At 46.9% G+C, this 24,671-nt stretch carries 23 protein-coding genes; 10 read left to right on the top strand and 13 right to left on the bottom strand.

Annotation, left to right across the window (positions count from 1 at the left end; genetic code table 11):
• Positions 1-90 precede the first annotated feature (90 nt).
• Positions 91-1,614 (top strand): DUF4301 family protein, encoded by a 1,524-nt coding sequence (locus BQ7489_RS03540; RefSeq protein ID WP_072529952.1) that lies wholly within the window; start codon positions 91-93, stop codon positions 1,612-1,614.
• Between the two features lie 103 nt (positions 1,615-1,717).
• Entirely contained in the window at positions 1,718-2,185 is a 468-nt protein-coding gene (locus BQ7489_RS03545; RefSeq protein ID WP_072529953.1) for a methylated-DNA--[protein]-cysteine S-methyltransferase, read from the top strand.
• A gap of 76 nt (positions 2,186-2,261) precedes the next feature.
• Here BQ7489_RS03545 and hisB read toward each other — a convergent pair whose 3' ends face one another.
• From hisB to BQ7489_RS03575, 6 genes are all read right to left on the bottom strand, one after another.
• On the bottom strand, positions 2,262-3,386 hold the full coding sequence (gene hisB, locus BQ7489_RS03550; RefSeq protein ID WP_072529954.1) for a bifunctional histidinol-phosphatase/imidazoleglycerol-phosphate dehydratase HisB: 1,125 nt from the start codon (positions 3,384-3,386) through the stop codon (positions 2,262-2,264).
• Positions 3,387-3,389: 3 nt separating this feature from the next.
• Positions 3,390-4,430, bottom strand: a complete 1,041-nt coding sequence (gene hisC, locus BQ7489_RS03555; RefSeq protein ID WP_072529955.1) for a histidinol-phosphate transaminase — start codon at positions 4,428-4,430, stop codon at positions 3,390-3,392.
• Positions 4,431-4,453: 23 nt separating this feature from the next.
• Positions 4,454-5,740, bottom strand: coding sequence for a histidinol dehydrogenase (hisD, locus tag BQ7489_RS03560; RefSeq protein WP_072529956.1), 1,287 nt, complete (start codon positions 5,738-5,740; stop codon positions 4,454-4,456).
• A gap of 34 nt (positions 5,741-5,774) precedes the next feature.
• On the bottom strand, positions 5,775-6,626 hold the full coding sequence (gene hisG / locus BQ7489_RS03565) for an ATP phosphoribosyltransferase (RefSeq protein WP_072529957.1): 852 nt from the start codon (positions 6,624-6,626) through the stop codon (positions 5,775-5,777).
• Between the two features lie 321 nt (positions 6,627-6,947).
• Entirely contained in the window at positions 6,948-7,424 is a 477-nt protein-coding gene (locus BQ7489_RS03570) for a PaaI family thioesterase (protein ID WP_072529958.1), read from the bottom strand.
• Between the two features lie 22 nt (positions 7,425-7,446).
• A complete protein-coding gene (locus tag BQ7489_RS03575; protein WP_072529959.1) occupies positions 7,447-7,746 on the bottom strand; it encodes a Dabb family protein in 300 nt (99 codons plus the stop codon).
• A gap of 77 nt (positions 7,747-7,823) precedes the next feature.
• Here BQ7489_RS03575 and udk point away from each other — a divergent pair, with 77 nt between their 5' ends.
• Together udk and BQ7489_RS03585 are read left to right on the top strand one after the other, a co-directional pair.
• On the top strand, positions 7,824-8,435 hold the full coding sequence (gene udk, locus BQ7489_RS03580) for a uridine kinase (protein ID WP_072529960.1): 612 nt from the start codon (positions 7,824-7,826) through the stop codon (positions 8,433-8,435).
• Complete coding sequence (locus BQ7489_RS03585) at positions 8,432-9,817, top strand: MltF family protein (protein WP_072529961.1); 1,386 nt, start codon at positions 8,432-8,434, stop codon at positions 9,815-9,817. Before udk ends, BQ7489_RS03585 begins: the two co-directional genes overlap by 4 nt.
• A 104-nt stretch (positions 9,818-9,921) precedes the next feature.
• On the opposite strand, the gene BQ7489_RS03590 is transcribed toward BQ7489_RS03585, so the two are convergent.
• Positions 9,922-10,533, bottom strand: coding sequence for an OmpH family outer membrane protein (locus tag BQ7489_RS03590; protein ID WP_072529962.1), 612 nt, complete (start codon positions 10,531-10,533; stop codon positions 9,922-9,924).
• A gap of 28 nt (positions 10,534-10,561) precedes the next feature.
• The gene (locus BQ7489_RS03595; protein WP_072529963.1) at positions 10,562-10,795 is read right to left on the bottom strand and encodes a hypothetical protein; all 234 of its coding nucleotides are present in this window, start codon (positions 10,793-10,795) and stop codon (positions 10,562-10,564) included.
• 151 nt (positions 10,796-10,946) lie between these two features.
• Between BQ7489_RS03595 and BQ7489_RS03600 the strand changes: the two genes are divergently transcribed.
• Both BQ7489_RS03600 and BQ7489_RS03605 read left to right on the top strand, forming a co-directional pair.
• The gene (locus BQ7489_RS03600) at positions 10,947-12,404 is read left to right on the top strand and encodes an aminoacyl-histidine dipeptidase (protein WP_072529964.1); all 1,458 of its coding nucleotides are present in this window, start codon (positions 10,947-10,949) and stop codon (positions 12,402-12,404) included.
• A 20-nt stretch (positions 12,405-12,424) separates the two neighbouring features.
• Positions 12,425-13,420 (top strand): endonuclease/exonuclease/phosphatase family protein, encoded by a 996-nt coding sequence (locus BQ7489_RS03605; RefSeq protein ID WP_072532006.1) that lies wholly within the window; start codon positions 12,425-12,427, stop codon positions 13,418-13,420.
• Between the two features lies 1 nt (position 13,421).
• Here the strand turns inward: BQ7489_RS03605 and BQ7489_RS03610 are convergent, their stop codons facing one another.
• Positions 13,422-13,934 (bottom strand): GNAT family N-acetyltransferase, encoded by a 513-nt coding sequence (locus BQ7489_RS03610; RefSeq protein WP_072529965.1) that lies wholly within the window; start codon positions 13,932-13,934, stop codon positions 13,422-13,424.
• Positions 13,935-14,111: 177 nt separating this feature from the next.
• On the opposite strand from BQ7489_RS03610, the gene BQ7489_RS03615 reads away from it, so the two are divergent.
• The 3 genes from BQ7489_RS03615 (at position 14,112) to purT (ending at position 16,773) form a co-directional block, all read left to right on the top strand.
• Entirely contained in the window at positions 14,112-14,477 is a 366-nt protein-coding gene (locus tag BQ7489_RS03615) for a PadR family transcriptional regulator (RefSeq protein WP_072529966.1), read from the top strand.
• Positions 14,455-15,513, top strand: coding sequence for a PspC domain-containing protein (locus BQ7489_RS03620; RefSeq protein ID WP_072529967.1), 1,059 nt, complete (start codon positions 14,455-14,457; stop codon positions 15,511-15,513). The genes BQ7489_RS03615 and BQ7489_RS03620 overlap by 23 nt, the downstream gene beginning before the upstream one ends.
• Positions 15,514-15,603: 90 nt before the next feature.
• Entirely contained in the window at positions 15,604-16,773 is a 1,170-nt protein-coding gene (gene purT, locus BQ7489_RS03625) for a formate-dependent phosphoribosylglycinamide formyltransferase (protein ID WP_072529968.1), read from the top strand.
• Positions 16,774-17,031: 258 nt separating this feature from the next.
• Here the strand turns inward: purT and ccsA are convergent, their stop codons facing one another.
• From ccsA to BQ7489_RS03645, 4 genes are all read right to left on the bottom strand, one after another.
• Positions 17,032-19,275 (bottom strand): cytochrome c biogenesis protein CcsA, encoded by a 2,244-nt coding sequence (gene ccsA, locus BQ7489_RS17885; RefSeq protein WP_072529969.1) that lies wholly within the window; start codon positions 19,273-19,275, stop codon positions 17,032-17,034.
• A 79-nt stretch (positions 19,276-19,354) separates the two neighbouring features.
• On the bottom strand, positions 19,355-21,055 hold the full coding sequence (locus BQ7489_RS03635; protein WP_072529970.1) for a di-heme oxidoredictase family protein: 1,701 nt from the start codon (positions 21,053-21,055) through the stop codon (positions 19,355-19,357).
• Between the two features lie 112 nt (positions 21,056-21,167).
• Positions 21,168-22,382 (bottom strand): imelysin family protein, encoded by a 1,215-nt coding sequence (locus BQ7489_RS03640; protein WP_072529971.1) that lies wholly within the window; start codon positions 22,380-22,382, stop codon positions 21,168-21,170.
• A 52-nt stretch (positions 22,383-22,434) separates the two neighbouring features.
• A complete protein-coding gene (locus BQ7489_RS03645; protein WP_072529972.1) occupies positions 22,435-23,775 on the bottom strand; it encodes a hypothetical protein in 1,341 nt (446 codons plus the stop codon).
• A gap of 157 nt (positions 23,776-23,932) precedes the next feature.
• On the opposite strand from BQ7489_RS03645, the gene BQ7489_RS03650 reads away from it, so the two are divergent.
• A complete protein-coding gene (locus BQ7489_RS03650) occupies positions 23,933-24,664 on the top strand; it encodes a DNA alkylation repair protein (protein ID WP_072529973.1) in 732 nt (243 codons plus the stop codon).
• The last annotated feature ends 7 nt before the right edge of the window (positions 24,665-24,671 follow it).

The raw sequence follows: 24,671 nt of genomic DNA on the forward strand, positions 1-24,671 counted from the left end.
CTTTCTCTATTATACCAATCTTAAGGGTTTTTTTATACATTTGAAGGGTAATCACAACAATATGGAATATTATTACTTAAATTTATCAATATGTTAACACACGAAGACAAAGAGTTATTGGCCCAAAAAGGCATTTCTGAAAAACAGATCGAAGAACAGTTGGCATGTTTCGAAAAAGGATTTCCTTATTTGAAGCTTTCGGCTGCAGCATCTGTGGAAAATAATGGTATTATGGTTGCCGACGGAAATATGCAGCGTGAATACCTGGCTGCATGGGATGCTTATAAAGACGGTGACAAGAAAATCGTGAAGTTTGTACCTGCATCGGGAGCTGCTAGCCGTATGTTCAAGAATTTGTTTGAATTTCTGGGAGCTGATTATGACGTACCGAAGACCGATTTCGAAAAGAAATTTTTCGACCATATCCATAACTTTGCATTCTATGCTGATCTGAATGCTGCCTGCATGGATAATACCGGTAAGGATGTCAATGCCTTGCTGTCGGAACGTAATTACAAGGCTGTGGTTTCTAACCTTCTGGAATCGGCCGGACTGAATTACGGGCAACTGCCTAAAGGATTGTTGAAGTTCCACCGTTATGCCAACGAAGTACGGACACCGCTGGAAGAACATCTGGTGGAAGGTGCATTGTATGCAGCCGGAAAGACAGGTAAGGTAAATGTACATTTTACCGTATCCCCTGAACATCGGGACCTGTTCCAGAAGCTGGTGGATGCGAAGGTTGAGAAATATGCCCAGAAGTATGGTGTACAGTTCGATATTTCGTTCTCCGAGCAGAAACCGAGTACCGATACGGTTGCTGCCGATATGGAGAACAAGCCGTTCCGTGACAAGGACGGTAAGATTCTGTTCCGTCCGGGAGGACACGGGGCCTTGATCGAGAATCTGAATGATCTCGATGCCGATATTGTATTCATAAAGAATATTGATAATGTGGTCCCCGACCGTTTGAAAGATGATACAGTCACTTACAAGAAACTGCTGGCCGGTGTACTGGTAACATTGCAGAAGAAGGCTTTCCAGTATCTGGAACTGCTGGACAGCGGTCATTATAGCCACGACCAACTGGAAACGATTATCCGTTTCGTACAGCAGGACCTGCGCTGCCGGAAGTCGGATATCAAGGATCTGGAGGATGCCGATCTGGTTATTTATCTGCGTAAGAAACTGAACCGCCCGATGCGTGTATGCGGAATGGTGAAGAATGTGGGTGAGCCGGGTGGCGGTCCGTTCCTTGCCTACAATCCGGACGGGACTGTATCTCTGCAGATTCTGGAAAGTTCACAGATTGATATGAAGGATCCTGAAAAGAAGGCCATGTTTGAGAAGGGAACTCATTTCAATCCGGTAGATCTGGTCTGTGCTATCCGTGACTATAAAGGCAACAAATTCAATTTGCTGGAACATGTCGACAAGGCTACAGGATTCATTTCATATAAGTCCAAGAACGGTAAAGACCTGAAGGCACTGGAACTTCCCGGTTTGTGGAACGGTTCAATGAGTGACTGGAATACGGTTTTCGTTGAAGTGCCGTTGAGTACGTTTAATCCGGTCAAGACAGTCAATGACCTGTTGCGTGAACAGCATCAGTGATTCTTTGAGAAGGAATATATGAAGGTAAATTGTCACCTTTTTTCCGGACAGTCCGGTTGAAGGGTGGCAATTGCCGTTTAAATACCGTTTAAAATTTATTCAAATGTTTGTTTTTACGTATGCGTTTCCTGTGGGGAATCTGACTATAGGTGAAAAGAACGGTGCCTTACGTTATATCACGGCGGGTATTGTACCCGGTATCCAGATACGGAAAGAGACAGAGCTGATAAGAGAGACGAAACGCCAGCTTGATGAATATTTTAAGGGGGATCGTACAACATTCGACCTGCCGTTGGATATGGAAGGTACTCCGTTCCAGGTCAAGGTGTGGCATGCCTTGCAGGCTATACCTTATGGGGAGACGCGTACTTATAAGGAGATAGCGGAGGTAATAGGTAATCCGAAGGCCGTCCGTGCGGTAGGAATGGCCAATCATGTGAATCCGTTCATTATAGTGGTGCCCTGTCATCGGGTAATCGGGACAAACGGGAAACTGACCGGTTATGCTGCCGGTCTGGACAAGAAACTGTTGCTGCTTGAATTGGAAAAGGGAGTAGGGCAAAGGAAATAAAGGAAAGTTGCCTCCGCACATCCGGCGAGGACAGGATGTAGAGGCAACCGGTATGTCTGTCCGAAAAGAATGAGTATCAGATACATCCTTTACTTGATGGAACTTCAAAGTGGTAGATATCCCGTTTGACTGCCATCTTGATGCTGCGTGCCAGCGCTTTGAATATCCCTTCTATCTTATGGTGTTCGTTCTGTCCTTCAGCCTTGATGTTCAGGTTCATGCGGGCCGAATCGCTGAGTGACTTGAAGAAATGGAGGAACATTTCAGTTGGCATTTCGCCAATCTTTTCACGCTTGAATTCTGCATCCCATACCAGCCAGGGGCGTCCTCCGAAATCCAAGGCTACCTGGCAGAGACAGTCGTCCATAGGCAGACAATATCCGTAACGTTCTATGCCGCGTTTGTTTCCCAACGCCTTGAAGATACATTCACCCAAAGCGATGGCAGTGTCTTCAATGGTATGGTGTTCGTCTACATTCAGGTCTCCTTTTACCTGGATATCCAGATCAATGGATCCGTGCTTGCCTATCTGTTCCAGCATGTGGTCGAAGAATCCCAATCCGGTATGTATATCGCATGCTCCTGTACCATCCAGGTTCAGTCTGATATAGATATCTGTTTCCTTGGTTGTGCGTCGTATTTCAGCCGTACGTTCTCCTGCAAACAGGTATTCGGTTATTCTGTCCCAGTCGGTTGTGGCCAGTACACATACATTTTCCAGTCCTTTTTCTTCCAGACACGTCTTGTCTTCTTGCAGTAGAATGGCTTTGCAGCCCAGGTTACGTGCCAGTTCCACGTCGGTGGCACGGTCGCCTATCACGAAACTGCCTTCCATGTCGTATTTGTCCGGATCCAGATATCGGGTAAGCATGCCGGTACGGGGTTTGCGCGTGGGGGCATTGTCTTCCGGAAAGCTCCGGTCTATCAGTACATCGTCGAATGTGATGCCTTCATTCTCTAAGGTTTTCATGACCAGATTGTGTACCGGCCAGAAAGTGTCTTCGGGGAATGAAGCGGTTCCCAGTCCATCCTGGTTTGTGACCATGACGAATTGGAAATCGAGCTTGTTCCGGATGAAATAGAGGTTTCTGAACACTTTCGGATAGAATTCCAGTTTTTCGAAAGCGTCCAGCTGATAATCGACAGGCGGTTCGATGACCAGCGTACCGTCGCGGTCTATGAATAATACTTTCTTTTTCATGATCTATTCAGAATATTGTTTGAGGGCTTCCAGCAGCATGTCGTTTTCGGGACGGGTACCGATGGTGATACGCAGGCAGTCTTTACATAAAGTGATATTGCTGCGATTACGTACGATAATACCTTTAGATACCAGATAATCATAAATGTGTTTGGCATCCGTAACTTTGGTCAGGAAGAAATTGGCATCTGTCGGGTAGATGTGTCGGCAGCATGGAAGCTTGGCAAATTCCTTAATCAGGCGGGAACGTTCCTCCAGCAGGGAGTCTATCCACCGTTGTATCTCGTAATGTTTTCTCATCATCCGGATGGCTTCCTGTTGAGTGAGCCGGTTTACGTTATAGGGGTATTTGATTTTATTGAATATCCCTATGATTTCAGGTGAGGCGAATGCCATTCCCAGGCGGATAGCCGCACATCCCCATGCCTTGGAAAATGTCTGGAACACGATCAGGTTAGGATAGTTGTCCAGATCGGCCAACAGGGAAGCTTGGCTTGAAAAGTCTGCATAGGCTTCGTCTACGATAACCAGTCCCTGGAATTTTTCTATCAGTTTGATTATCTCGCTACGGCACAGGTTGTTTCCGGTCGGGTTGTTGGGTGAGCAGAGGAATATGAGTTTGGTATTGTCGTCGGCTGCTGCCAGCAGTTTGTCTGCCTGGAATTGGAAATCGTTGTCGAGCAGAACCTTCCGGTATTCCACATCATTCACGTCGGCACATACCTGATACATTCCGTATGTAGGGTCGATGGCGACAACATTGTCTATTCCGGGGCGGCAGAAGGCACGGTAGGCCAGGTCAATGGCTTCATCACTTCCGTTTCCGAGGAAAATCTGTTCCGGGTTTACTTTTTTTACGGGAGCGATCAAAGCTTTCAGATCCCGTTGCAAAGGGTCAGGGTAACGGTTATTCGGGGTATTGTATGGATTTTCGTTGGCGTCCAAGAATACCGATGCCTCCGCTCCATTATATTCGTCGCGTGCCGAAGAATAGGGTTTTAGGGTCCATATATTCGGACGGGTGAGTTCTTTCAAAGGTTTCATAAGTGTCTTTTTCTGGTTCTATGTTATTTTTTCAAGGAATTCAATCGGACTGTAATAGCGTTCTTATGTCCGTCCAGACATTCGTTGGCGGCCATTACCTGGATAGCCGGTCCGATCAGTGAAATACCTTCGGCATTGATTTCCTGGAAAGTAATCTTACGGATGAAACTGTCCAGACTTACTCCGCTGTACGCTTTTGCATAACCGTTGGTGGGTAATGTATGGTTGGTTCCTGAGGCATAATCGCCGGCACTTTCAGGCGAGAACGGTCCGAGGAAGACAGAACCGGCATTGACAACCTTTTCGGCCATATCCATGTAGTTTTCCGTTTCTATTATCAGATGTTCGGGGGCGTATTCGTTTACCATTTCAATGGCTTCATCCATATCTTTGACCAGGATCAGCTTGCTTGATTCCAGGGATCTGGAAGCAAAATCCTTGCGTGGAAGTTCGGCCAGCTGACGTTCCACTTCCTTTGCCGCCTTGCTGAGCAGTTCTTCCGAATCGGTTATCAGGATAACCTGGCTGTCGACGCCATGTTCGGCCTGTGACAGTAGGTCGGCGGCCACAAAGGTCGGGTCTGCAGCAGCGTCGGCCAAAACGGCAACTTCCGAAGGACCTGCCGGCATATCGATGGCTACGTCCCGTAGAGAGACCTGCTGTTTGGCTGTCGTCACATACTGGTTGCCCGGTCCGAATATCTTGTATACTTTAGGGATGCTTTCCGTTCCGTAGGCCATGGCTCCGATGGCTTGTACGCCACCTGCCTTGAATACATGGCTTACTCCTGCCGCACGGGCTGCATAAAGGATGGCCGGATGTATTTTCCCTTCCCGATCGGGGGGAGAGCATAGGATGATTTCACGGCATCCAGCAATCTTGGCGGGAGTGGCAAGCATCAGAACTGTAGAGAAGAGCGGAGCCGTACCTCCCGGAACGTAGAGTCCTACCTTTTCGATTGCGACAGCTTTCTGCCAGCAGTTCACTCCCGGCATGGTTTCGACTTTTTTCCCTTCGAATTTCTGTGCCATGTGGAATTTGCGGATGTTGTTCAAAGCCAGCAGGATGGCAGCCTTAAGTTCGATTCCGATTTTCTTTTCGGCTTCTTCAAACTCCTGTTCGGTTACGGCAAGGGAGGAGAGTTTTACCTTATCGAATTTCTCTTCAAATCCGATGACGGCCCTGTCACCTTCCTTGCGGACTTTATCGAGTACTTCCAGTACCGTGTCCCTCAGTGATTCAGACTTTAATGCGGAACGTTTCAGCAGTCCGCTCCATTCGTTCCGTTCAGGATATCTTATGATGTTCATAAATTGCGTTATTTTTAAGTTCGGTATGTTGTTTTTATAGTATCATCTTTTCAATCGGCAATACCAGGATTCCCTGAGCTCCCAGTGCCTTCAGCTTGCCGATGATTTCCCAGAAACGTTTTTCATCGAGTACGGTATGGACGCTGCTCCATCCTTCTGTGGCAAGTGGCATGATAGTAGGACTCTTGACTCCGGGAAGGACTTCTATAATTTCTTTCAGCTTGTCGGTAGGAGCATTCATCAGTACATATTTCTTGTCTTCTGCCGCTTTTACAGCTTTGATACGGAATAAAAGTTCCTGCAGTATTTCCTTTTTCTCGTCACTCAATCCGGGAGTTCCAATGAGGAGAGCTTCACTCTGCATGACAGTTTCCACTTCCTTCAGATTATTGCTTACCAGGGTAGATCCGGAGCTTACAATATCAAAAATACAGTCGGCCAGTCCGATTCCAGGAGCTATTTCTACAGAACCTGTGATAACATGGATATCAGCCTGGATATTGTTCTCTTCGAGGAAAGAACTCAGGATTCCTGGATAGGAGGTCGCTATTTTCTTCCCGTTGAACCAGTTTGTGCCTTCGTATTTTTCTTCTTTAGGGATGGCCAGTGACAGGCGGCATTTGCTGAATCCCAGGCGGTAGATCACTTCTGCCTTTTCCGCCCGCTCCACGAATTCATTTTCTCCGACGATACCAATATCGGCCACGCCGGATGCCACGCTTTGCGGGATGTCATCATCACGGAGGAACAATACTTCTACAGGAAAGTTGGTCGACTGGGTCAGCAGTGTGCGTTTGGAAGTCGACAGTTTGATGTCTGCTTCGGCCAGCAGGGCCATGGTGTCATCGAAAAGACGACCTTTTGATTGTACGGCAATTCTTAGCATATTCTTTTCAGTTATTTAAATTTCAAGTATTTGGATAATAATAAAAAAGGCTTACCGTAAACGGCAAGCCTTCAAATGAATTATGTAATATCTTATACCTACACGACCATTCAGCCTACCGTTTTATACGTCAGGGCAATGATGATGGCGATGTGCAGTATTGTTGTTCATGTTTTCCTTTATTCGTTACAAGTGCAAAAGTAAAGGATGAAGTCGATATATGCAAGCGTTTATCAGGAAAAGTTTTCTTTTCCTTTCGATTTATAGCTGATAAATGGCTTCTGACAAGGAATTGTCATTTTTCTGTAATGGCGTGGGATTCTATTCCTCGTCTTCCGACTTGCAATGATGGAAGAACATTTCCTGCTGTGCCTTTTCGGGAGAGAAGGTGAAATAGGTACATACGGCTTTCGTACATTCTTCTCCTGCTTCATTGTAGAGTGTGGCGTCGACAATGACAATGTTTCTCCGTAGTTCTCGGATAGATGCCCGCAGGGTAAGCTGTTTGTCGGTAGTGTGTACCGGTTTCAGATATCGGGTCTCCATCTTGGAGGTTACGCCTGTAGTCTGAAGTTTTCGGATGATGGCCCATGCACTGATTTCATCGAGCATTACCGCCTGGATGCCTCCGTGCAGTGTGTTGAGCCAGCCTTGGTACCGGCGTTCCGGTTTCCAGTAACTTACTATTTCATCTCCGTCTTCATAAAATTCCATTTGCAGTCCGGAAGGGTTTTGCGGTGCGCATCCGAAACAGAAATATCCTTCCACATCTTTCCATGGATTGACCAGTTTTTTCATATGCTGATTATAGTTACAGGATTTAGAATTCGTAGTCGGTGCATGCACGTCCGCATCTGGCGTTTTTCAGTATGCCGGCTGCCGCAAGATGGTTAGGATGGATGGAATACGCCTTTACATCGTCCAGGGTATCGAATTCGCTGTCCAGACAGATATCCCATTCTTCATCGGGATTGATATTCAGGCCTACATAGATGTGGCGGATAAAAGGTATTGTGGCAGGAAGTGCTTCGATGGCGTTTTTGAAACGTGACATTACATCTGCCTTCTCTTCTTCTGACAGAGTTTCTTTCAGTTTGAATAGAACAATGTGCTTGACCATAGTTGGATATTTTTATGATTTATCTTATTTTTGTATAGATGCACAAATGTATAACTAATTATTGAAAAAACATAATTATGATTATTATTGGAATAGCCGGAGGTACAGGTTCGGGTAAAACTACGGTAGTAAAAAGTATTATGGAAGACCTGTCGCAGGATGAGGTGGCTCTGCTTCCTCTTGACTCTTATTATAAGGACAGCAGCCATGTGCCTGTAGAAGAACGTCAGAATATCAATTTCGACCATCCCGATGCTTTTGACTGGAAACTTTTGTCGGAACATGTATCGATGCTCCGCAGGGGGGAAGCTATAGAGCAGCCTGTCTATTCGTATCTTACGTGTACCCGCCAGCCGGAAACCATTCATGTAGAGCCCCGTAAGGTGGTGATCATTGAAGGAATTCTGGCCTTGAGCGACAAGGAGCTTTGCAAGCTGATGGATCTCAAGATCTTTGTGGATGCCGATCCTGATGAACGTCTCATCCGTGTAATCCAGCGTGATGTCATTGAAAGAGGGCGTACGGCGGAGGCTGTTATGGACCGGTATATCCGTGTATTGAAACCGATGCATCAGGAATTCATTGAGCCGGCAAAACGTTATGCTGACTTGATTATCCCTCAAGGAGGCCATAACAGGAAGGCTATAGAAATATTGCAGATGTATATTGAAAAGATGCTGGGCCGATGAAGTGGACGTATGCAGCAGCCGGCCTGCTTCTGCTCCTGTTTTTTGCCTCTTGCGGAAACAGGAAAGGAGTCAGGATGGTCGACGGGGAGGCGGATATCGACTTGCCGGATATTCAGGAACGTGGAGAGCTGGTTGTATTGACAGCCAACAGCTCTACTTCTTATTTCGACTACCGGGGTGAGCCTATGGGATTCCAGTATGAACTGGCCCAACAGTTTGCCCGTTCCCTGAATCTGAAACTGAAGGTCAAGGTGGTCAACGATGTCATACAGATGGTGCATTGCCTGATGAGCGGAGAAGGTGATCTGATAGCCTATAACCTGCCTATTACAAACGAATGGAAAGACAGTCTGATTTATTGCGGTGAAGAAAACATTACGCATCAGGTTATCATCCAGCGGCGGGGGAAAGATGCCTTGAAAGATGTCACACAGCTGGTAGGGAAAGATATTTATGTACAGCCGGGGAAATACCTGGACCGTCTTTCCAATCTGGACAACGAATTGGGAGGAGGTATCAATATCTGTCGTGTATCTGCCGACAGCACTTCGGTCGAGGATCTGATCACCCAGGTAGCCATGGGTGAGATCGACTATACTGTCGCTTCGAATGAAATAGCCCGGATTAACCGTACGTATTATCCTAATCTGGATATCAGTCTGAAGATCAGTTTTGACCAGCGTGCTTCCTGGGCTGTTCGCAAGACTTCTCCGTTGCTGGCTGCGGCGGCCGACAAGTGGCATCGGGAGAATATCAATTCACCGGAATTCAAGGCAAGTGCCAAACGCTATTTCGAACTGCTCAAGCATACTCCTCATACAGCCATCTTGTCGGTCAAGGACGGTAAGATTTCACATTATGATGATTTGTTCCGGAAATATGCGAAAGAGATAGGGTGGGACTGGCGTCTGTTGGCTTCCCTGGCGTATACCGAGTCCAATTTCGATCCGAATGTGGTATCGTGGGCCGGGGCGAGAGGGTTGATGCAGCTGATGCCGGCTACGGCACGTGCCATGGGAGTACCTCCGGGTAAGGATTCGGATCCGGAAGAAAGCATTAAGGCCGCCGTGAAATATATAGCCCGGCTTCAGCAGATCTTTGCGAAGGTTCCCGATAAAGCAGAGCAGGAGAAGTTCGTGCTGGCTGCCTATAATGCAGGAGTAGGACATATTACAGATGCCATGGCTTTGGCCGATAAATATGGTAGGAACCGTTATCTTTGGGACCATCATGTAGATCATTATATCCTGTTGAAGAGTAACGTGGAGTATTACAGTGATCCCGTCTGCAAGAGCGGGTATTTCAGAGGAACGGAAACTTATAATTTTGTGCGGGAAGTGACTGGAAGAGCTGCTGTATACAGGCAGAAGATCAAATACTGAAAAACAATATTTTTCTGTTGCAATCGATGTGACCGGACAATGTACAATAAAAATGGGAGGCGTTTCAAAATGCCTCCCATTTTTGTTGCGTATTTATCTGCAATTTATTTCTTGGTGTTTCCAGCCGGATTGTAACGTGCGTTCAGACCGTCTACAATTTCCTGGGTAATGTTATATGCCGGATCGGCATAAAGCAGGTTGTCTAATCCTGAGTTGCTGATAATCAGGCTATAGCCTTTAGTCTTGTTATAGATTTTCAGGAAAGAGTTGATTGAATCACGGAGCTGGAGATTATTTTTCTGGTTTTCTGCCTGCAGTTCGTTTGTCAGCTTTTCCTGCAACTGCTGGAGGTCACGCTGTTTCTGGCTGATACGGAGATTTTCCTGTTCTGCACGTTCACGGCTTGCAAAACCGTTATTCTGCAGTTTACGGTTGAACTCTCTCATTTCGTTGTCCAGATCCTTGGCCTTTTCATTCAGGGTGGTACGGATGTTTTCCTCTTTCTTGATCATCATTTCGTTCAGATCATTGCAGAAGCGGTATTTTGTCAGCAAGGAATCGATTTCAACATAAGCAATCTTCATGTTCACCGATCCTCCTGTTGCTGCTGGAGTTGCATTTGCTGTGTCGTTCGCCTTGTTTTCGGTACATTGGGCAAACATAAAAATGAGTGTCAATGCGATAAATCCGTTAAGGATATGCTTCATTTTTTCCATAATAGTAAAAAGTATCTTAGTTATTAATTTAAATTCCGGTTTCCTCTTCCGGCCGTTCACGTTCCGCTATGGCATGCGGATTATTTTTCTGGGCTTCACGGTCCTGCGACTGTACACATCCGATGCCCCTTTCCCGCATGGCTTTACTTCCACTTACGTGCGTATTCGGGAAACGTCCGTTTTTTTGGAAGATTATCTTTATTGCCAATAGTGCGATGCAAATAGCAACTATTAACACTGTTATAAGGATAGTCTTGAGCATTTCTATTAATTTTGTGGTGCAAATATAAAGTTTTTGTCACCGATACCATCTTTTCAAGACGAAAAAAGAGATTTCAGGTCTGCTTAGTCGGTGTTTTTAACTTCTTTTTACACTAACAGAATGAATTTGAGATTATATAAACAAGATGTCTATGGAAAAAAATGAATTGCAACCTGCTGTAGTCTTTCATTACTTTGATGAAGTATGTCAGGTGCCCCGTCCCTCCAAGAAGGAAGGTAAGATAAGGGAATATCTGGTTGGTTTTGCCGGAAAGCATAATCTGGAATGTAAGACCGATGAAGCCGGAAATGTGCTGATCAAGAAGGCTGCTTCGGCCGGCATGGAGAACTGTAAGACTGTAATCCTCCAGTCGCACATGGATATGGTATGTGAAAAGAACCACAATACGGAACATAATTTCGAGACGGATCCGATCCGTACATATGTTGACGGTGAATGGCTGAAAGCCGAAGGTACTACTTTGGGAGCGGATAACGGTATCGGTATAGCTACCCAGTTGGCTATACTTGCTTCGGATGATGTCAAGCATGGTCCGCTCCAGTGTCTGTTTACGGTAGATGAAGAGACCGGACTTACCGGTGCATTCGCCTTGAAGGAAGGTTTCATGGAAGGGGATATCCTTATCAATCTGGATTCGGAAGATGAAGGAGAGCTGTTTATCGGTTGTGCCGGAGGTGCGAATACCACCGCTCATTTCCCGTGCCCGATGGTAGAGGCTCCGGAAGGTTATTTCTTCTTCCGTGTAACGGTCAGAGGACTTACGGGAGGACACTCCGGCGATGACATCAACAAGAACCGTGCGAATGCCAACAAGCTCTTGAACCGTTTCCTGATGCAGCTGATGAAGAAATATGATTTCCGTCTGGCCGAAATAGACGGAGGTAATCTGCATAACGCCATACCTCGTGAAGCTCATGCCTTGTGCGCCGTTCCGATGAAGGACAAGGAATCTGTCCGTGTGGATCTGAATGTATATCTTTCGGAAATTGAAAATGAGTTTTCTGTGACGGAGCCGTATCTGAATATGGAACTGGAATCAGAACCGGCCCGGAAAGAGGTGATGGAATACAGTGCCATGAAATGTTTCCTGCTTTCCATCTATGCCGTGCATAACGGGGTATATGCCATGAGTCAGGATATTCCCGGACTGGTAGAGACTTCCTCCAATCTGGCGTCGGTCAAGCAGCGTGACGGTGAAATCGTGGTGGTAACCAGTCAGCGTAGTTCCATCCTGTCATCACGTAAGGATATGTCGCAGATGGTTCGGGCTGCCTTTGTGCTTGGAGGTGCCGCTGTGGTTACAGGCGACGGATATCCGGGATGGAAGCCGAATCCGTCGTCCGAGATCTTGAAGATTGCCGTAGAAAGCTACAAGAAGCTGTTCGGCGTGGAGCCGAAGGTGAAGGCAATCCATGCAGGATTGGAGTGTGGCCTGTTCCTTGAAAAATATCCTTCCTTGGATATGGTTTCGTTCGGGCCGACGTTGCGTGGCGTACATTCACCCGACGAGCGGATGCTGATTCCTACCGTCGACAAGTTCTGGCGTCATCTGAAAGATGTGTTGGCTCATACTCCGGTAAAGGCGTGAATTTGTTTCCGGTAAAAATAATGGTAGGGTTTGCTGTGTGTTGCTGCTGTCTGGCTGGCAAGGCACAGCAAACCTTTTGCATTATGGAGTATAATGTGGAGAATCTGTTTGACTGCCGGCACGATTCTTTGAAGCAGGATGAAGAATTCCTGCCCGGGTCGGTACGCCATTGGACGTGGAAGAAATACCAGGATAAAGTCAACAAGATAGGAAAAGTGGTGCTGGCTGCGTCTGCTGCCCAAGTTCCCGATATCGTAGGGCTGTGTGAGGTTGAGAATGAATCCTGTATCACCCGGCTGGTGAGGTATTCTCCTTTACGTGATGCCGCTTACCGGTATGTGATGACCGATTCACCCGATGAACGTGGAATTGACGTAGCTTTGCTGTACCAGCCTCATACTTTCCGTCTGATAGCCTACCGTTCCATCCGTATTCCGCTTCGGAAACTGAGGCGGCCTACCCGTGATATCCTGCACGTGACGGGCAGGGTAGTATCGGGCGATACCCTTGATATTTTTCTGTGTCATCTGCCTTCGCGTAGCGGAGGGCAGAAAAAGAGTGAGCCTTACCGTCTGGCAGCGGCTTCACTGCTGAAAGAACAGACCGATTCGGTGATGGGAACCCGTAAGGATCCGCATGTAGTGATTATGGGAGATTTCAACGATTATCCGCCCGACCGTTCCATACGTGAAGTGCTCGGTGCATCGCGGCCAGGCAAGGAAGTGGAGCCTCGCAGGCTCTATAATCTGATGGACGGGAAAAAGAAAGGAACCTACCGTTATAAGGGTGAATGGGGGATACTTGACCAGATGATAGTGAGCGGCACCCTGTTGACAGGTGCGTCTGGAATCTCTACATCCTATGAGAAGGCCCGGATACTGGATTTTCCTTTCCTGCTGGAAGAAGATGAACAATATGGAGGCGACAAGCCCTTCCGCACTTATCGCGGGTATCGCTATCACGGTGGTTATAGCGACCATCTGCCTGTCGTGCTCCATCTGGATATCAGGGAATGAGTCAGTCTTTAGCCGGGAGAATATCCAGTCCCATGATATAATCATTCATATAGAATCCGTTCCCGATGTGGAAATCGTCTTCCCTCAGTTTTCTCATACCCATGTGTTCGTAGAATCCCAGCGCCCGGTTATTCCGGTTTACCCGCAGTTCCATCAGGCACGGTTCGGGATGAAGTTCCCTTATGGCGTTTACGGCCTGTTCAAAGAGCTGTCTGCCCAAGTGGCTTTTCTGGTAATACGGAAGTACATAAATTTTCTGCAGTTCGAACAGGTCCTTATCCAACGGCTGGATGGAAACATAACCTGCCGGTTCACATTCTTCGTAGGCTATATAATAGGTATGCCCTTCTTCTTCCATCTGCTTCCGCAGGTTCTCGGGAGAATACATCCAGTCCATCATGTAGTCAATCTGTTCTTTACTGATAATGTCTTTGTAGGTTTCGGGGAATGTGGCCCATGCCAGTTTGTTTATAACGGGAATATCTGCAATATCCGCTTTTCTTATTTGGAACATATCATTAAATTTTAAGGTTTATTCTTGTCTGCAAATATAAAGAATATGCGTATATGATTATATGCTTTACAGACAGTCCTTCAACTATAAAATGTTAAAATGTATAAATTTATAGTACTATGTATAACAAAGTACTAAAGTAATGCATATATTTGTGCTATACAAAAAGAGTGACAGATGAATGTAGACAATGTAAAATCACAGATGCGTAAGGGAATGCTTGAATATTGCATTCTTTTGCTGTTGCACCGGGAACCGTCGTATGCTTCGGACATTATCCTGAACCTGAAGGAAGCCAAGCTGATTGTGGTGGAGGGAACATTGTACCCGCTGCTGACCCGGCTGAAGAACGATAACCTCCTATCGTATGAATGGGTGGAGTCTACGCAAGGACCTCCCCGCAAATATTACAGGCTGACGCCTGAAGGTGAAGAATTCCTTGCCGATTTGCAGATTGCCTGGGACGAATTGTCGGATACGGTTAACCATTTAAGAACAAAACTTTTAATTTCCAAGAACAATGAAGAAAACGCTGACTGTTAATTTGGGTGGCACAGTCTATCATATTGACGAAGATGCCTATACTTTACTTGATAATTACCTGAACAATCTCCGCTATCATTTCCGTAAGGAAGAAGGGGCCGACGAGATTGTACGGGATATGGAGGTCCGGATTGCCGAACTGTTTGACGAGTACATCCGGACTGGCATGCAGGTGATCACCATCACTCAGGTTGAAGAGGTGATAGCCCGTATGGGAAAACCGGAAGATCTGGATACAGATTCGGATTCCGGCAATGCTTCGGAGAGTGCCCGGAACGGAAAAACTTCTTATACCACTACCGGCAAACGTCTGTTCCGTGATCCGGACGACCGCATTCTCGGTGGTGTGGCATCGGGTATTGCCGCTTATTTCGGATGGAACCCTACCTGGGTACGTCTGGCCATGGTGGTTCTGGAACTGTTTTTCCATGGATTTTTCCTGATTTACCTCATTTTGTGGATTGTAATTCCGTTGGCCTATACGGCTACCGAAAAACTGCAGATGAGAGGTGAGCCTATCAATATGGAAAATATCGGCAAGACAGTGACCGACGGTTTTGAAAAGGTAAATGATTATGTCCGTTCGGACAAACCCCGTTCTGCCATAACCCGGTTCATGAATGCCCTTGTACGGGTTATCGGTTTCATCATCAAGGTTATCCTTATTATAGTAGCCATCTGTTGTGCACCGGCTTTGCTGATAGCTTTGGTTGTTATCTTTGCTCTGCTTATGGCTGCTACCGGTCTGATTGCCGCTATGCCGGCCGTGGTATACCATGTGTTGCCGGAAGTGGACTGGAGTATGATTACCGTGTCGGATACGGCTGTAATCGCTCTGGCTGTATGCGGTATCTTTGCGGTAGGTATTCCTGTGGTGGGGCTCTTCCAGCTGATATTCCAAGGCTTCAATGTATGGAAGCCGATGTCGACTCCGGTCAAGATAACCTTAATCCTGCTTTGGATCATTGCAGTGACGGTAGGGCTGGTCATAGCTTTCAATACCCCGTTCATCGTGCAGTCGCTTTATGTCATATAGTTCTTTTCCGGCTAATTGTAAAAGAGAAATTGGCTCTTAACGAAATAAAATCGTTATCTTTGCCAGAAGGAAATTTAATCTTACAACTATATGACTAAGAAAATACTTTTGCTGGGTTCCGGCGAATTAGGAAAAGAATTTGTAATTGCTGCCCAACGTCTGGGTCAGTATGTGATTGCGTGCGATTCATATGCAGGTGCTCCTGCCATGCAGGTGGCCGATGCCTGTGAGGTGTTCAGCATGCTTGATGGTGATGCCCTTGACCGTGTGGTAGAAAAATACCATCCGGATATCATCGTTCCGGAAATTGAGGCCATCCGTACCGAACGGCTTTATCATCTGGAAAAGGAAGGCATTCAGGTTGTTCCAAGTGCCCGTGCCGTAAACTATACCATGAACCGGAAGGCAATCCGTGACTTGGCTGCCAAGGAACTGGGACTGAAGACGGCGAAGTATTATTATGCGAAGTCATTGGACGAGCTGAAGGAAGCAGCAGCCAAGGTAGGTTTCCCGTGCGTCATCAAGCCGTTGATGTCATCGTCAGGTAAGGGACAGTCGGTAGCCAAAGGTCCGGAAGATCTGGAACATTCATGGGAATATGGCTGTAACGGAAGCCGTGGCGATATCAAGGAACTGATTGTAGAGGAATTCATCAAGTTCGACAGTGAAATTACTCTGCTCACGGTTACCCAGAAGAACGGTCCTACTCTGTTCTGTCCGCCTATCGGTCATGTACAGAAAGGAGGAGATTACCGTGAAAGTTTCCAGCCGGCCCATATCGCTCCGGAACATCTGGCCGAAGCGCAGCGTATGGCAGCCAAGGTAACCGAAGCGCTGACCGGTTACGGTATCTGGGGAGTGGAATTTTTCCTGAGCCATGAAAACGGAGTCTATTTCTCCGAACTTTCTCCCCGTCCGCACGATACCGGTATGGTTACATTGGCCAACACACAGAACCTGAACGAGTTCGAACTTCATCTGTATGCTATTCTCGGTCTGCCTATTCCGGGCATTACACAAGAGCACATCGGTGCCAGTGCCGTTATTCTTTCACCGATTGCCAGCCAGGAGGCTCCCCGTTATAGAGGTGAAGAGCTGGTCTGCTCACAGCCGAACACGTATCTGCGTATCTTCGGCAAACCTTTTACCCGTGTAAACCGCCGTATGGGTGTGGTAGTTTGCTACGACAAGAACGACGGCGACCTGGATGCTTTGCGCGACAAATGTAAGGCGTTGGCAGCCAAGGTAGAAGTATATTGATATTGAAAAGGTCCGGTTCGTCCGGAGTCTATAGGGTGTATCCTCTTCGGGTGGAATCTGTTCCGTCCGAAGAGGATATTTTTTTAGCGTGCAAAGTTTCTTTATGAGTCTAAATCTGTAAGCTTGAAAAAGATGAAGTTCTTTTCCGGAGAAGATGAAGACGAATATCCTTAAAGATGAAGGAAAACTTCTTCATACATGAAGTTCTTTGGGATGAAAGATGAAGATATTTTTCAAAAAGAACTTCATCTTTGGACATCAGGCATAGCTGTGCATGCCTCCCATAAAGAAATTGACTCCGAAGTAAGTTATCAATACACAGAGAAATGCCAGGATGGTAAAACGGTGGAAGAACATCGGTTGCCTGAAGGCCGAAAGAGAATCTGTGTGCAGAGCCGCTGCGTAAACAAGCAGCGTGATCAGAGCCCATACTTCTTTCGGGTCCCATCCCCAGTAACGTCCCCATGAAACATTTGCCCAGACGGCACCGATGAAGATACCTGCCGTGAGACAGGCTACAGCAGGGTAGACCAGTAAGCGGCTGACCAGACAAAGTCTTTCAACGGTGATGTAATCGGACGGGCGGGCGTGGTGCAGTATTTCGGCCATGACGCCGTTCATCATCATGAATGCCAGCAGGGAATAGGAAATCATGATGAACATTACATGGATACTGAGCAGAGGCGATTGCAGTACAGGTATCAGATGTGTGACAGGCGGGTTGCTTTCACCGAACATAGAAACCAGAAGCGACAGGCCGCAGATAAGATATCCGAAACTGAGCAACAACCGGAATTTATGTTGGAAAATGAAGGTGATGATTACACTGAAGAGGGCCATGAACTGCATGGTCTCATATCCGTTGGAGAGGGGGATATGGCCGCTGACGTATCCTCGTAGTCCGATGGTCAGGCATAGGTAAAGGCATATTGCCGCCAGCAATGTGAGCAGGATGTTCCTGAGGGTCCGGTCGGAAGCCGAAGTACAGGAGTGTCGGCTCATTCTTCGTCCGGTCCAGATAAAGCTGAGGATTCCGATGATAGTACAGATGATAGCAGCTACGTCTGTATGGTTCAGTCGGTTATAGAATTTTTCTGCTTTGAAACGCGTGTCGGAAGGCAGTATCCCGACAGCTTCGTTTTGTTGGTATTCCTTGATTTTTCGAATGATTTCCACGGCTTTTCCATATCTTCCGTGAGCGATTTCTTCGGCCGTAAGGTCCATGCTTCTGCGAATGAAAAGCCATTTTCCGGATGAGATATCGGCAGGCAGTTTGTCATTGATGGAGTACCAGACAGGCTGTCTGTTTCCTTTTTCCCGGGAGGGATAGATACGGAACAGACTTCCGGTGGCTGCCATACTGATAAGGTTGAACTTTTCATTGGCTTCCTCCAAGCTTCTGCGGGTGTTGAGACGCTGTTCCTGCTGGAGAGGTTGTTCCAATTTGAGTCCTCTACCATCTACGAAATCGGTCAAACTGGCATATTTCCCTTTTATTCCCAATACATTCGCCGCTTCTCCTTTGATACGGATTAGAGGTTCTGTCTTCCACCGGTCGTAGTTGAAGAGCCATCCCAGTAATACCTGTTCTGCTGTCAGTCCTTTATAGCCAGGTTTACCATACAGTTTGGTAGTGAAGTCACGTGCCAGTGTCTGCAGGGGGCAGATCCGGTCGTTATAATAGACATAAAGATCGCCGAAGGTTTCGGCTACCTCCAGAGGGACGGTTTGTGGAGTTACATCGGTGGGACCGGAAACAGCCTGCAGGTTCAGGCTCCCTAAGGCGAGAAGACATGTGAGGCTTCCTTTCTGCAGGAGCGGATGGTGTAACAACGAACGGAATCTGCTGTGCGGAACCAGGAAATACAGTATCAGGCTCCAGCCCAACAAAGCATAGCCGGCATAGGTGATCCCGATGCCGTATGGGTCGTATGAGACTGAAAGGATGCTGCCTTTACTGTCGGAATCGTAGGCTGACTGGTAGAAACGGTAGTGGCGGTATTTGTATACATGATTCATGGAGACTGTCCCTTTTTGCCGGATGTTCCCGTCGGTTACAGTCACGTCACTGATATAGTCCATCGGAGCGGTAGTGCCGGGATAGTATCCGATGTGGAAATCGTCAAGGGTGATATGGAACGGAAGTGTTTCGGCCGTACCTTCTTCCGAAATGAATTCCTGCATGGCTTTGCCGTCGGTACGCAGGTGGATGTTTCCTTGTTTTCCGGTAAGGAACGATGTCAGTGCCCCGATCAGGATAAGTGCCAGTGCCAGGTGGATAGACAAGGTTACCGGATGGTGTTGCATTTTCCGGAATAATATGTAGAATATGCCACTTATCCCTGTAGCTCCCCATAACATGATGAAAATAGGAGAATGGTAGATATGTCGGGTGACGAATTCGGTCCCGTATATCTTTTCTAGAATAGTGGCTGTAATCATAAGCACCAATATGATGCCAGTAATGCCGAACGGCAACAGTTTCGGTAATGGAAATTTCATTTTGTAGTATGAAAAGATAATGGATACAAATAGTCGGCAGCATTGGGCTGTCCGGCTATTTGTATAATAACATATAAGATCAGATGGAATCGATAAATTTGATTATAGCATCGCGTTCTTCTTTAGACAGTTCACGGAATTGTTCTATGGTGTGGCGGGCGTCACTTTTCGCATTGCCGTGCCACATGATGGCTTCCAGGGTAGTACGGGCACGGTTATCATGCAGACGGTCGGCCGTAGCGGATCCGGTACACATCTGGTGAAGTCCACGTCCCCATAGTGGAGTGGTACGGCACCAACCGGTACGGATATCGTTTTCCATGTACAGCTTGTGTTGTACCATGTCTGAATACGGCCAGATGGTCTGATTGGGGTATTTGGGGAGCCGGCTGTCTCCTTTACTGAAGAACCCGTTAGGATCGTAGTAATTGTCGTCACCGGTAGTCCATGATGGACGATGGCAGTAGGCACAACCTATCTGACTGAAAAGTTCTTTTCCTTTCAGAACGTCCGGATCATTTACATTGCGTGCAGCCGGAACGGCCAGTCCCCTGTGCCATACGGCAAAGTCGAGAAAATCTTCATCGTCCATTTCCACATCCAGTTCCTTGGAGTTCAGATAGGCAGTAATGGCTGCCGCCACTTCTTCCTTGTCGGCATAATTACCTGCATGCCAGGTAGGGTGGTTTTTGTTGGGGTCTACCTGTTCGATGTACTTCTGATAGCCCGCCTGTACTTCCGGATCGTTTGCCGAAGCAACGGTGTAACTGCCGGCTGCGTCACCGTAATGGTAACGGCGGTTGCTGCGGGTTACGTTCGTAATGTTCCATAAAGCGTTGATACCGGCAGCGTCCATGAGTGGGCCGCGGCTCAGTGCATAGGTAAACCGGTAAGGATGTTCTTCATATTTGTCGGCGAAATCAGGGTTTACATCGGTTCCCTTTTGGTTGGAATATAGTTTCACCCATTCTCCGTTTTTGAAGAAAGCCGGGTTGATTCCGTTGGGCAGATAGCCGTCTTGTTCTTCTTTGGCGTATTGTGCTTTCAGGTCATCGTCGGTGATGGCATCCAGCAGTCCTGTACCGTAAATGCCGATGGTTGATTCCAGCAGGACCTTATAGTTTCCCAGATCTTTTATGGCTCCCTGGTTGTAGGCATAGACAGCATCCGGACTCATGGTCACTTCCGGATACTCCAGATCATAGGTCTCGCCGTCGGGAAATTTGTTGCCCCATTCGTCGGTATATTTTTTCCAAGTAATGATGACCTTGCTTTCATCCAGCGGAGCCTTGAACGGTTCAACGGCATGTCCTTGTGGCATGCCGGCCAACCAAGTTACATAGGCATCATTATCAGGGTTATAGACTACCAGTAGACATCCATTTCCTACAGAGTTGGTCTCGAAGCTACCGGCGGGATTACGTTTGCCGTGTCCATATCCCGGGTGGCAATGGATACAAGAACTGCGTACATAGGTAGGACCCAGTCCGCAACGTACTCCACTGTGTGTACTCATGAACATCTTTTCGAAAAGCTGTTCTCCGTTTTTGAAACGTTGTGTCATTTCCGCATTTTCTTCTACCGGTGTAGTCGGTTGTTCGAAGGCATTCGAGGTCGCCAGATAGGCTGTTCCTAATTGTCCACCTGTATAGTACCAGTCGGGCATTTCTGTTGTCTGGTTTTCCGAGTCATTTCCGCTGTTGCCGTTTTCGTCATCACTGCACGAACTGAGCCATATGGTAAGCAGTAGTGCTCCGGCCAATAAATATATTTTCTTCATATGATGTGCTAAGTGTTAAGAAATTTAGATAAAGTCAACCATCCGGTCATGGAACTGTATGTTCCATTCCGGATGACTGATGATAGAATTAATATAGTAAAAAAAGAGGGTCTCAGTTGTTGAGGAGAGTTGAGTTAGCCTTGTCCAAAGCCGTCGACAATGTCTCTAAGGCAACAATGGCGGCATCGGCTTCAGCTCCGGTGGCATTCAATGCAAACGGTTCGGGGATAAGCTCTATCTTAGCGATGGCATCATCAATGGCTGTCTTTACTTCCTGGTCTATTTCTGGATCCACACTTGCAAGGTAGTCACTTACCGACTTGTCATCGCCTACACCTTCATATGAGTTTTTCACGCTACGGATATTGTCTGCGAAATCGACAATGGAGTTCAGGGCATATGGTGATTCAATGTAACTCTTGTCATCGGCGCTTGTTCCATTATTCGGGCGTCCTATCTTCTGTGTTCCGACTTCATCTACGATGTCGATACATCCCTGTATCAGTTCCTGTGCTGCCAGGGTAAAACTCTGGTATTTGCTGCTGCCAGCTCCGGCGTTCTTCATGCTTTCACCGTAATTGAATGATATACTGATTTCGGCGTCTTCCAGAATCTGCTGTTTTTCGGATGTAATGTTTTCAAGACCGGCCCAGAAAGCTTCCAGGCGGATACATTGGTTGCGTAGGTCTTCTGCTACGGCAGCCATGTAAATCAGGTGGTTTTGTGTAATGTTTACTACCTGTTTCGGATAATTGTAGGTTTTGGTAAAGTCTCTAGGTTCAGTTGTGCTATCGGAAGTGAGTTGGAACAGGATATATTCAAGTGCATGGAATCCCAGAAGACCGTATCCCAGGTTGGAGCTTACATAGGCACCGCCGCTTTCTCCTATCTGGTTCATGATGCTCTGGTTGTTCAGCAGGTTGTCAAGGGCAACTTGGTCGAGTGGCCATGAATCGATATGCGGGTCAATGTCAAAGTCGCCGGCAGCTCCAAACAGGAATGATTCGCTCAGTTCCCAGGCTTCACGTGATTTTTTCCAGTGTTCACAGGCTTGTTTGTTATATTCGGTAGCCTGTGCCTTGTCGGTTTCCCAAGTATCCCTTACCAAATCACAGTATTTGCTCACTTCGATGGCTTCGTCGGCCATAGTCTTGTAAGTGGCTATAACATTGTTGTCTACATAGGGGATAATAGCTTCTTTCAATGCTGTATTCTTAGTGTCTGAACCAGTATCTACTGGATCATCACTGTCACTGCAGGCTGCAAGTCCTGCTGTCATAAGGGCGCTCACGGCCATGCAGAACGGAAATTTTAAAAACTTGTTCATTTGTTGTATTGTTTTATAGTTAATATGATGTTGTTTTTATAGGAATCATGATTTACCTGCTGAAGAATCCGGCATATGCAATTCCTACAGATATGGCAGGCTCGTTGTTGTAGGGATCCTTTAGCAAGCCGATGGAATATTCACCTTTCAATACAATGTCCCTGATGGGATAGTAATTGATTCCGGCAGCGATGCGGTTACGTCCGCAGAACTTGTAGATCGGTGTGCTGGTTTTATACATGGAGTCGTAGTAGTCGTAACGGCCAAATACGTACAGTTTCTGTCCTTTTTCATGTAGTTTTCCGAATTGGGAAAATAGGTTATATCCGGCTTCCACACCGGCTGCAATGGCGGCTTCAGCCACATTCTGGTGTGAGGAAGGTGAATTCTGGCTCATGTTCTTGTTAACTTCCGAAATCTTGTCGGCATCGTTTAGATGGCCGTAGTCGAAGTTTCCTCTGACAATCCAGTTATGGGCGTTGTAGCAGAAGTCGAATGCGCCGATAGCTACTGTACCTTTCACGTTCCTGTATTTCTCACTGTCTTTCTGTGAACTGAGAGTATTGTTGAATGAATTTCCGATGTATCCGCTCAAAGAGAGTCGTAACCCGGGAATGGAATAGTTGTCGATACGGAAGGCCCCGGCTACGGAATTGCCTATCTTGAATTCATATGGACTTCCGGCTCCGTCCTGTATCCAGTTCAGACGGTTGAACCGTTCCGAATCTAATCCCGGTATAAGGAGAATTTCGTAGCGCCATGCTCCTTTTTGTCCCCAGACACTAATACCTGTCTCGTGCCAAGTACAAGGTAAGATGGTGTTTTCCCCTTCCGGACGGTAAACTCCGAAGAATTCGGTTGGCATGTGATGCTGGTTAGTTCCTCCTACAGGAACAATGATGTGTCCCATTTTGACGTTGAATTCCGGACAGAATGATTTCTGGATCCAGAATTGTTCGAGTGCTACTTCCCCGCCGCGTTCAATTTCGCTTTCGTATTCACCTGCTTCTTCTTCTTCAATTTCAATGGCACTTTCGGTTCCACCATGTTCGAATTCTATTTCGCTGCCCATGGTCCATCCTTTTCCGAAGTCATACCCCAGAAAGATGACTACATGAGGAAGATCGAACCGTCCATGAGATTCTCCTTTATAAATACTGGGATCTTTGGCTGTATAGCGGGTATATTTGTCGCTATAGAAATTATGACTATAGACAGCCTCACCGTAACCGCCTATCGTCAGACGAGGTTTTCTTCTGTCTACGGTCTGCTCCTTTTCCTGGCCATTTTGCCGTGAGATGTCATTGTTTTCCACTGGCAATCCGTCGCTTGAGGCAAAGGCTTGTGTACCCATCGCCATGCAAAAAGAGAAAAGTAATGTTTTTGTCTTCATTTTTTTTCTTATGCTTTTAGTATTTTTAACTGATACAAAGGTATATGAGGGAAAAATGGCGGTCAATACCTATTTGTAGGTAAAAAAAGATGTTAAATACTAACATGTAGGTATGGATTAGAGGCTATATTTGCAAGAAGTTATCAATTTAGAGGTAATGAAGGAATTTTTAATGGACGGACTGACAATCAAAGAGGTCCTGCTGGAACTGGCTGAAAACGGTAACCGGAAATTTACCGAGAGCCTGCATCCTGGGGTAGAACATATTCTGGGAATCCGGATTCCCGACCTGCGGAAACTGGCGGCCCGGATAGCAAAGGGTGACTGGGAGCTGTACTTGTCGACAGCCGATACTTTCTATATGGAAGAACGTATGCTTCAGGGGCTTGTATTGGGATGCATCAGGCCCGGTAAGGATGTGGATGCCTATTTGAACCGTGTAACCGATTTTGTACATATCATCAACAGCTGGTCGGTGTGCGACACGTTCAAGTTCGGGGGAGGCAGACGTTTTATAGAAGATAACCGGGAGCGTTTGTGGGAGTATCTGAAATACTGGATGCATGCTGCCGGGGAATATGAAATCCGTTTCGGTACAGTGATGTCCATGCAGCTTTTCATTGATGAAGAGTATGTCGGTGAGCTATTGACGGAATACGACCGTATCCGTCATGAGGGCTATTATGTGAAGATGGCCGTAGCATGGGCTCTGTCGGTCTGCTTCGTGAAATACCCCGACCGTACGCTGGACTACCTGAAGAACAGTTCTCTTGACGATGACACCTATAACAAAGCGTTGCAGAAAATAGTGGAGTCATACCGCGTTCCGGCAGACCTTAAAGCGGTGGTCCGCAGCATGAAACGCAGGCGTTCATCTGTCAATTCATGAGGTTACA

Origin of the sequence: Bacteroides ilei (assembly GCF_900128495.1) — a bacterium.
Classification (GTDB): domain Bacteria; phylum Bacteroidota; class Bacteroidia; order Bacteroidales; family Bacteroidaceae; genus Phocaeicola; species Phocaeicola ilei.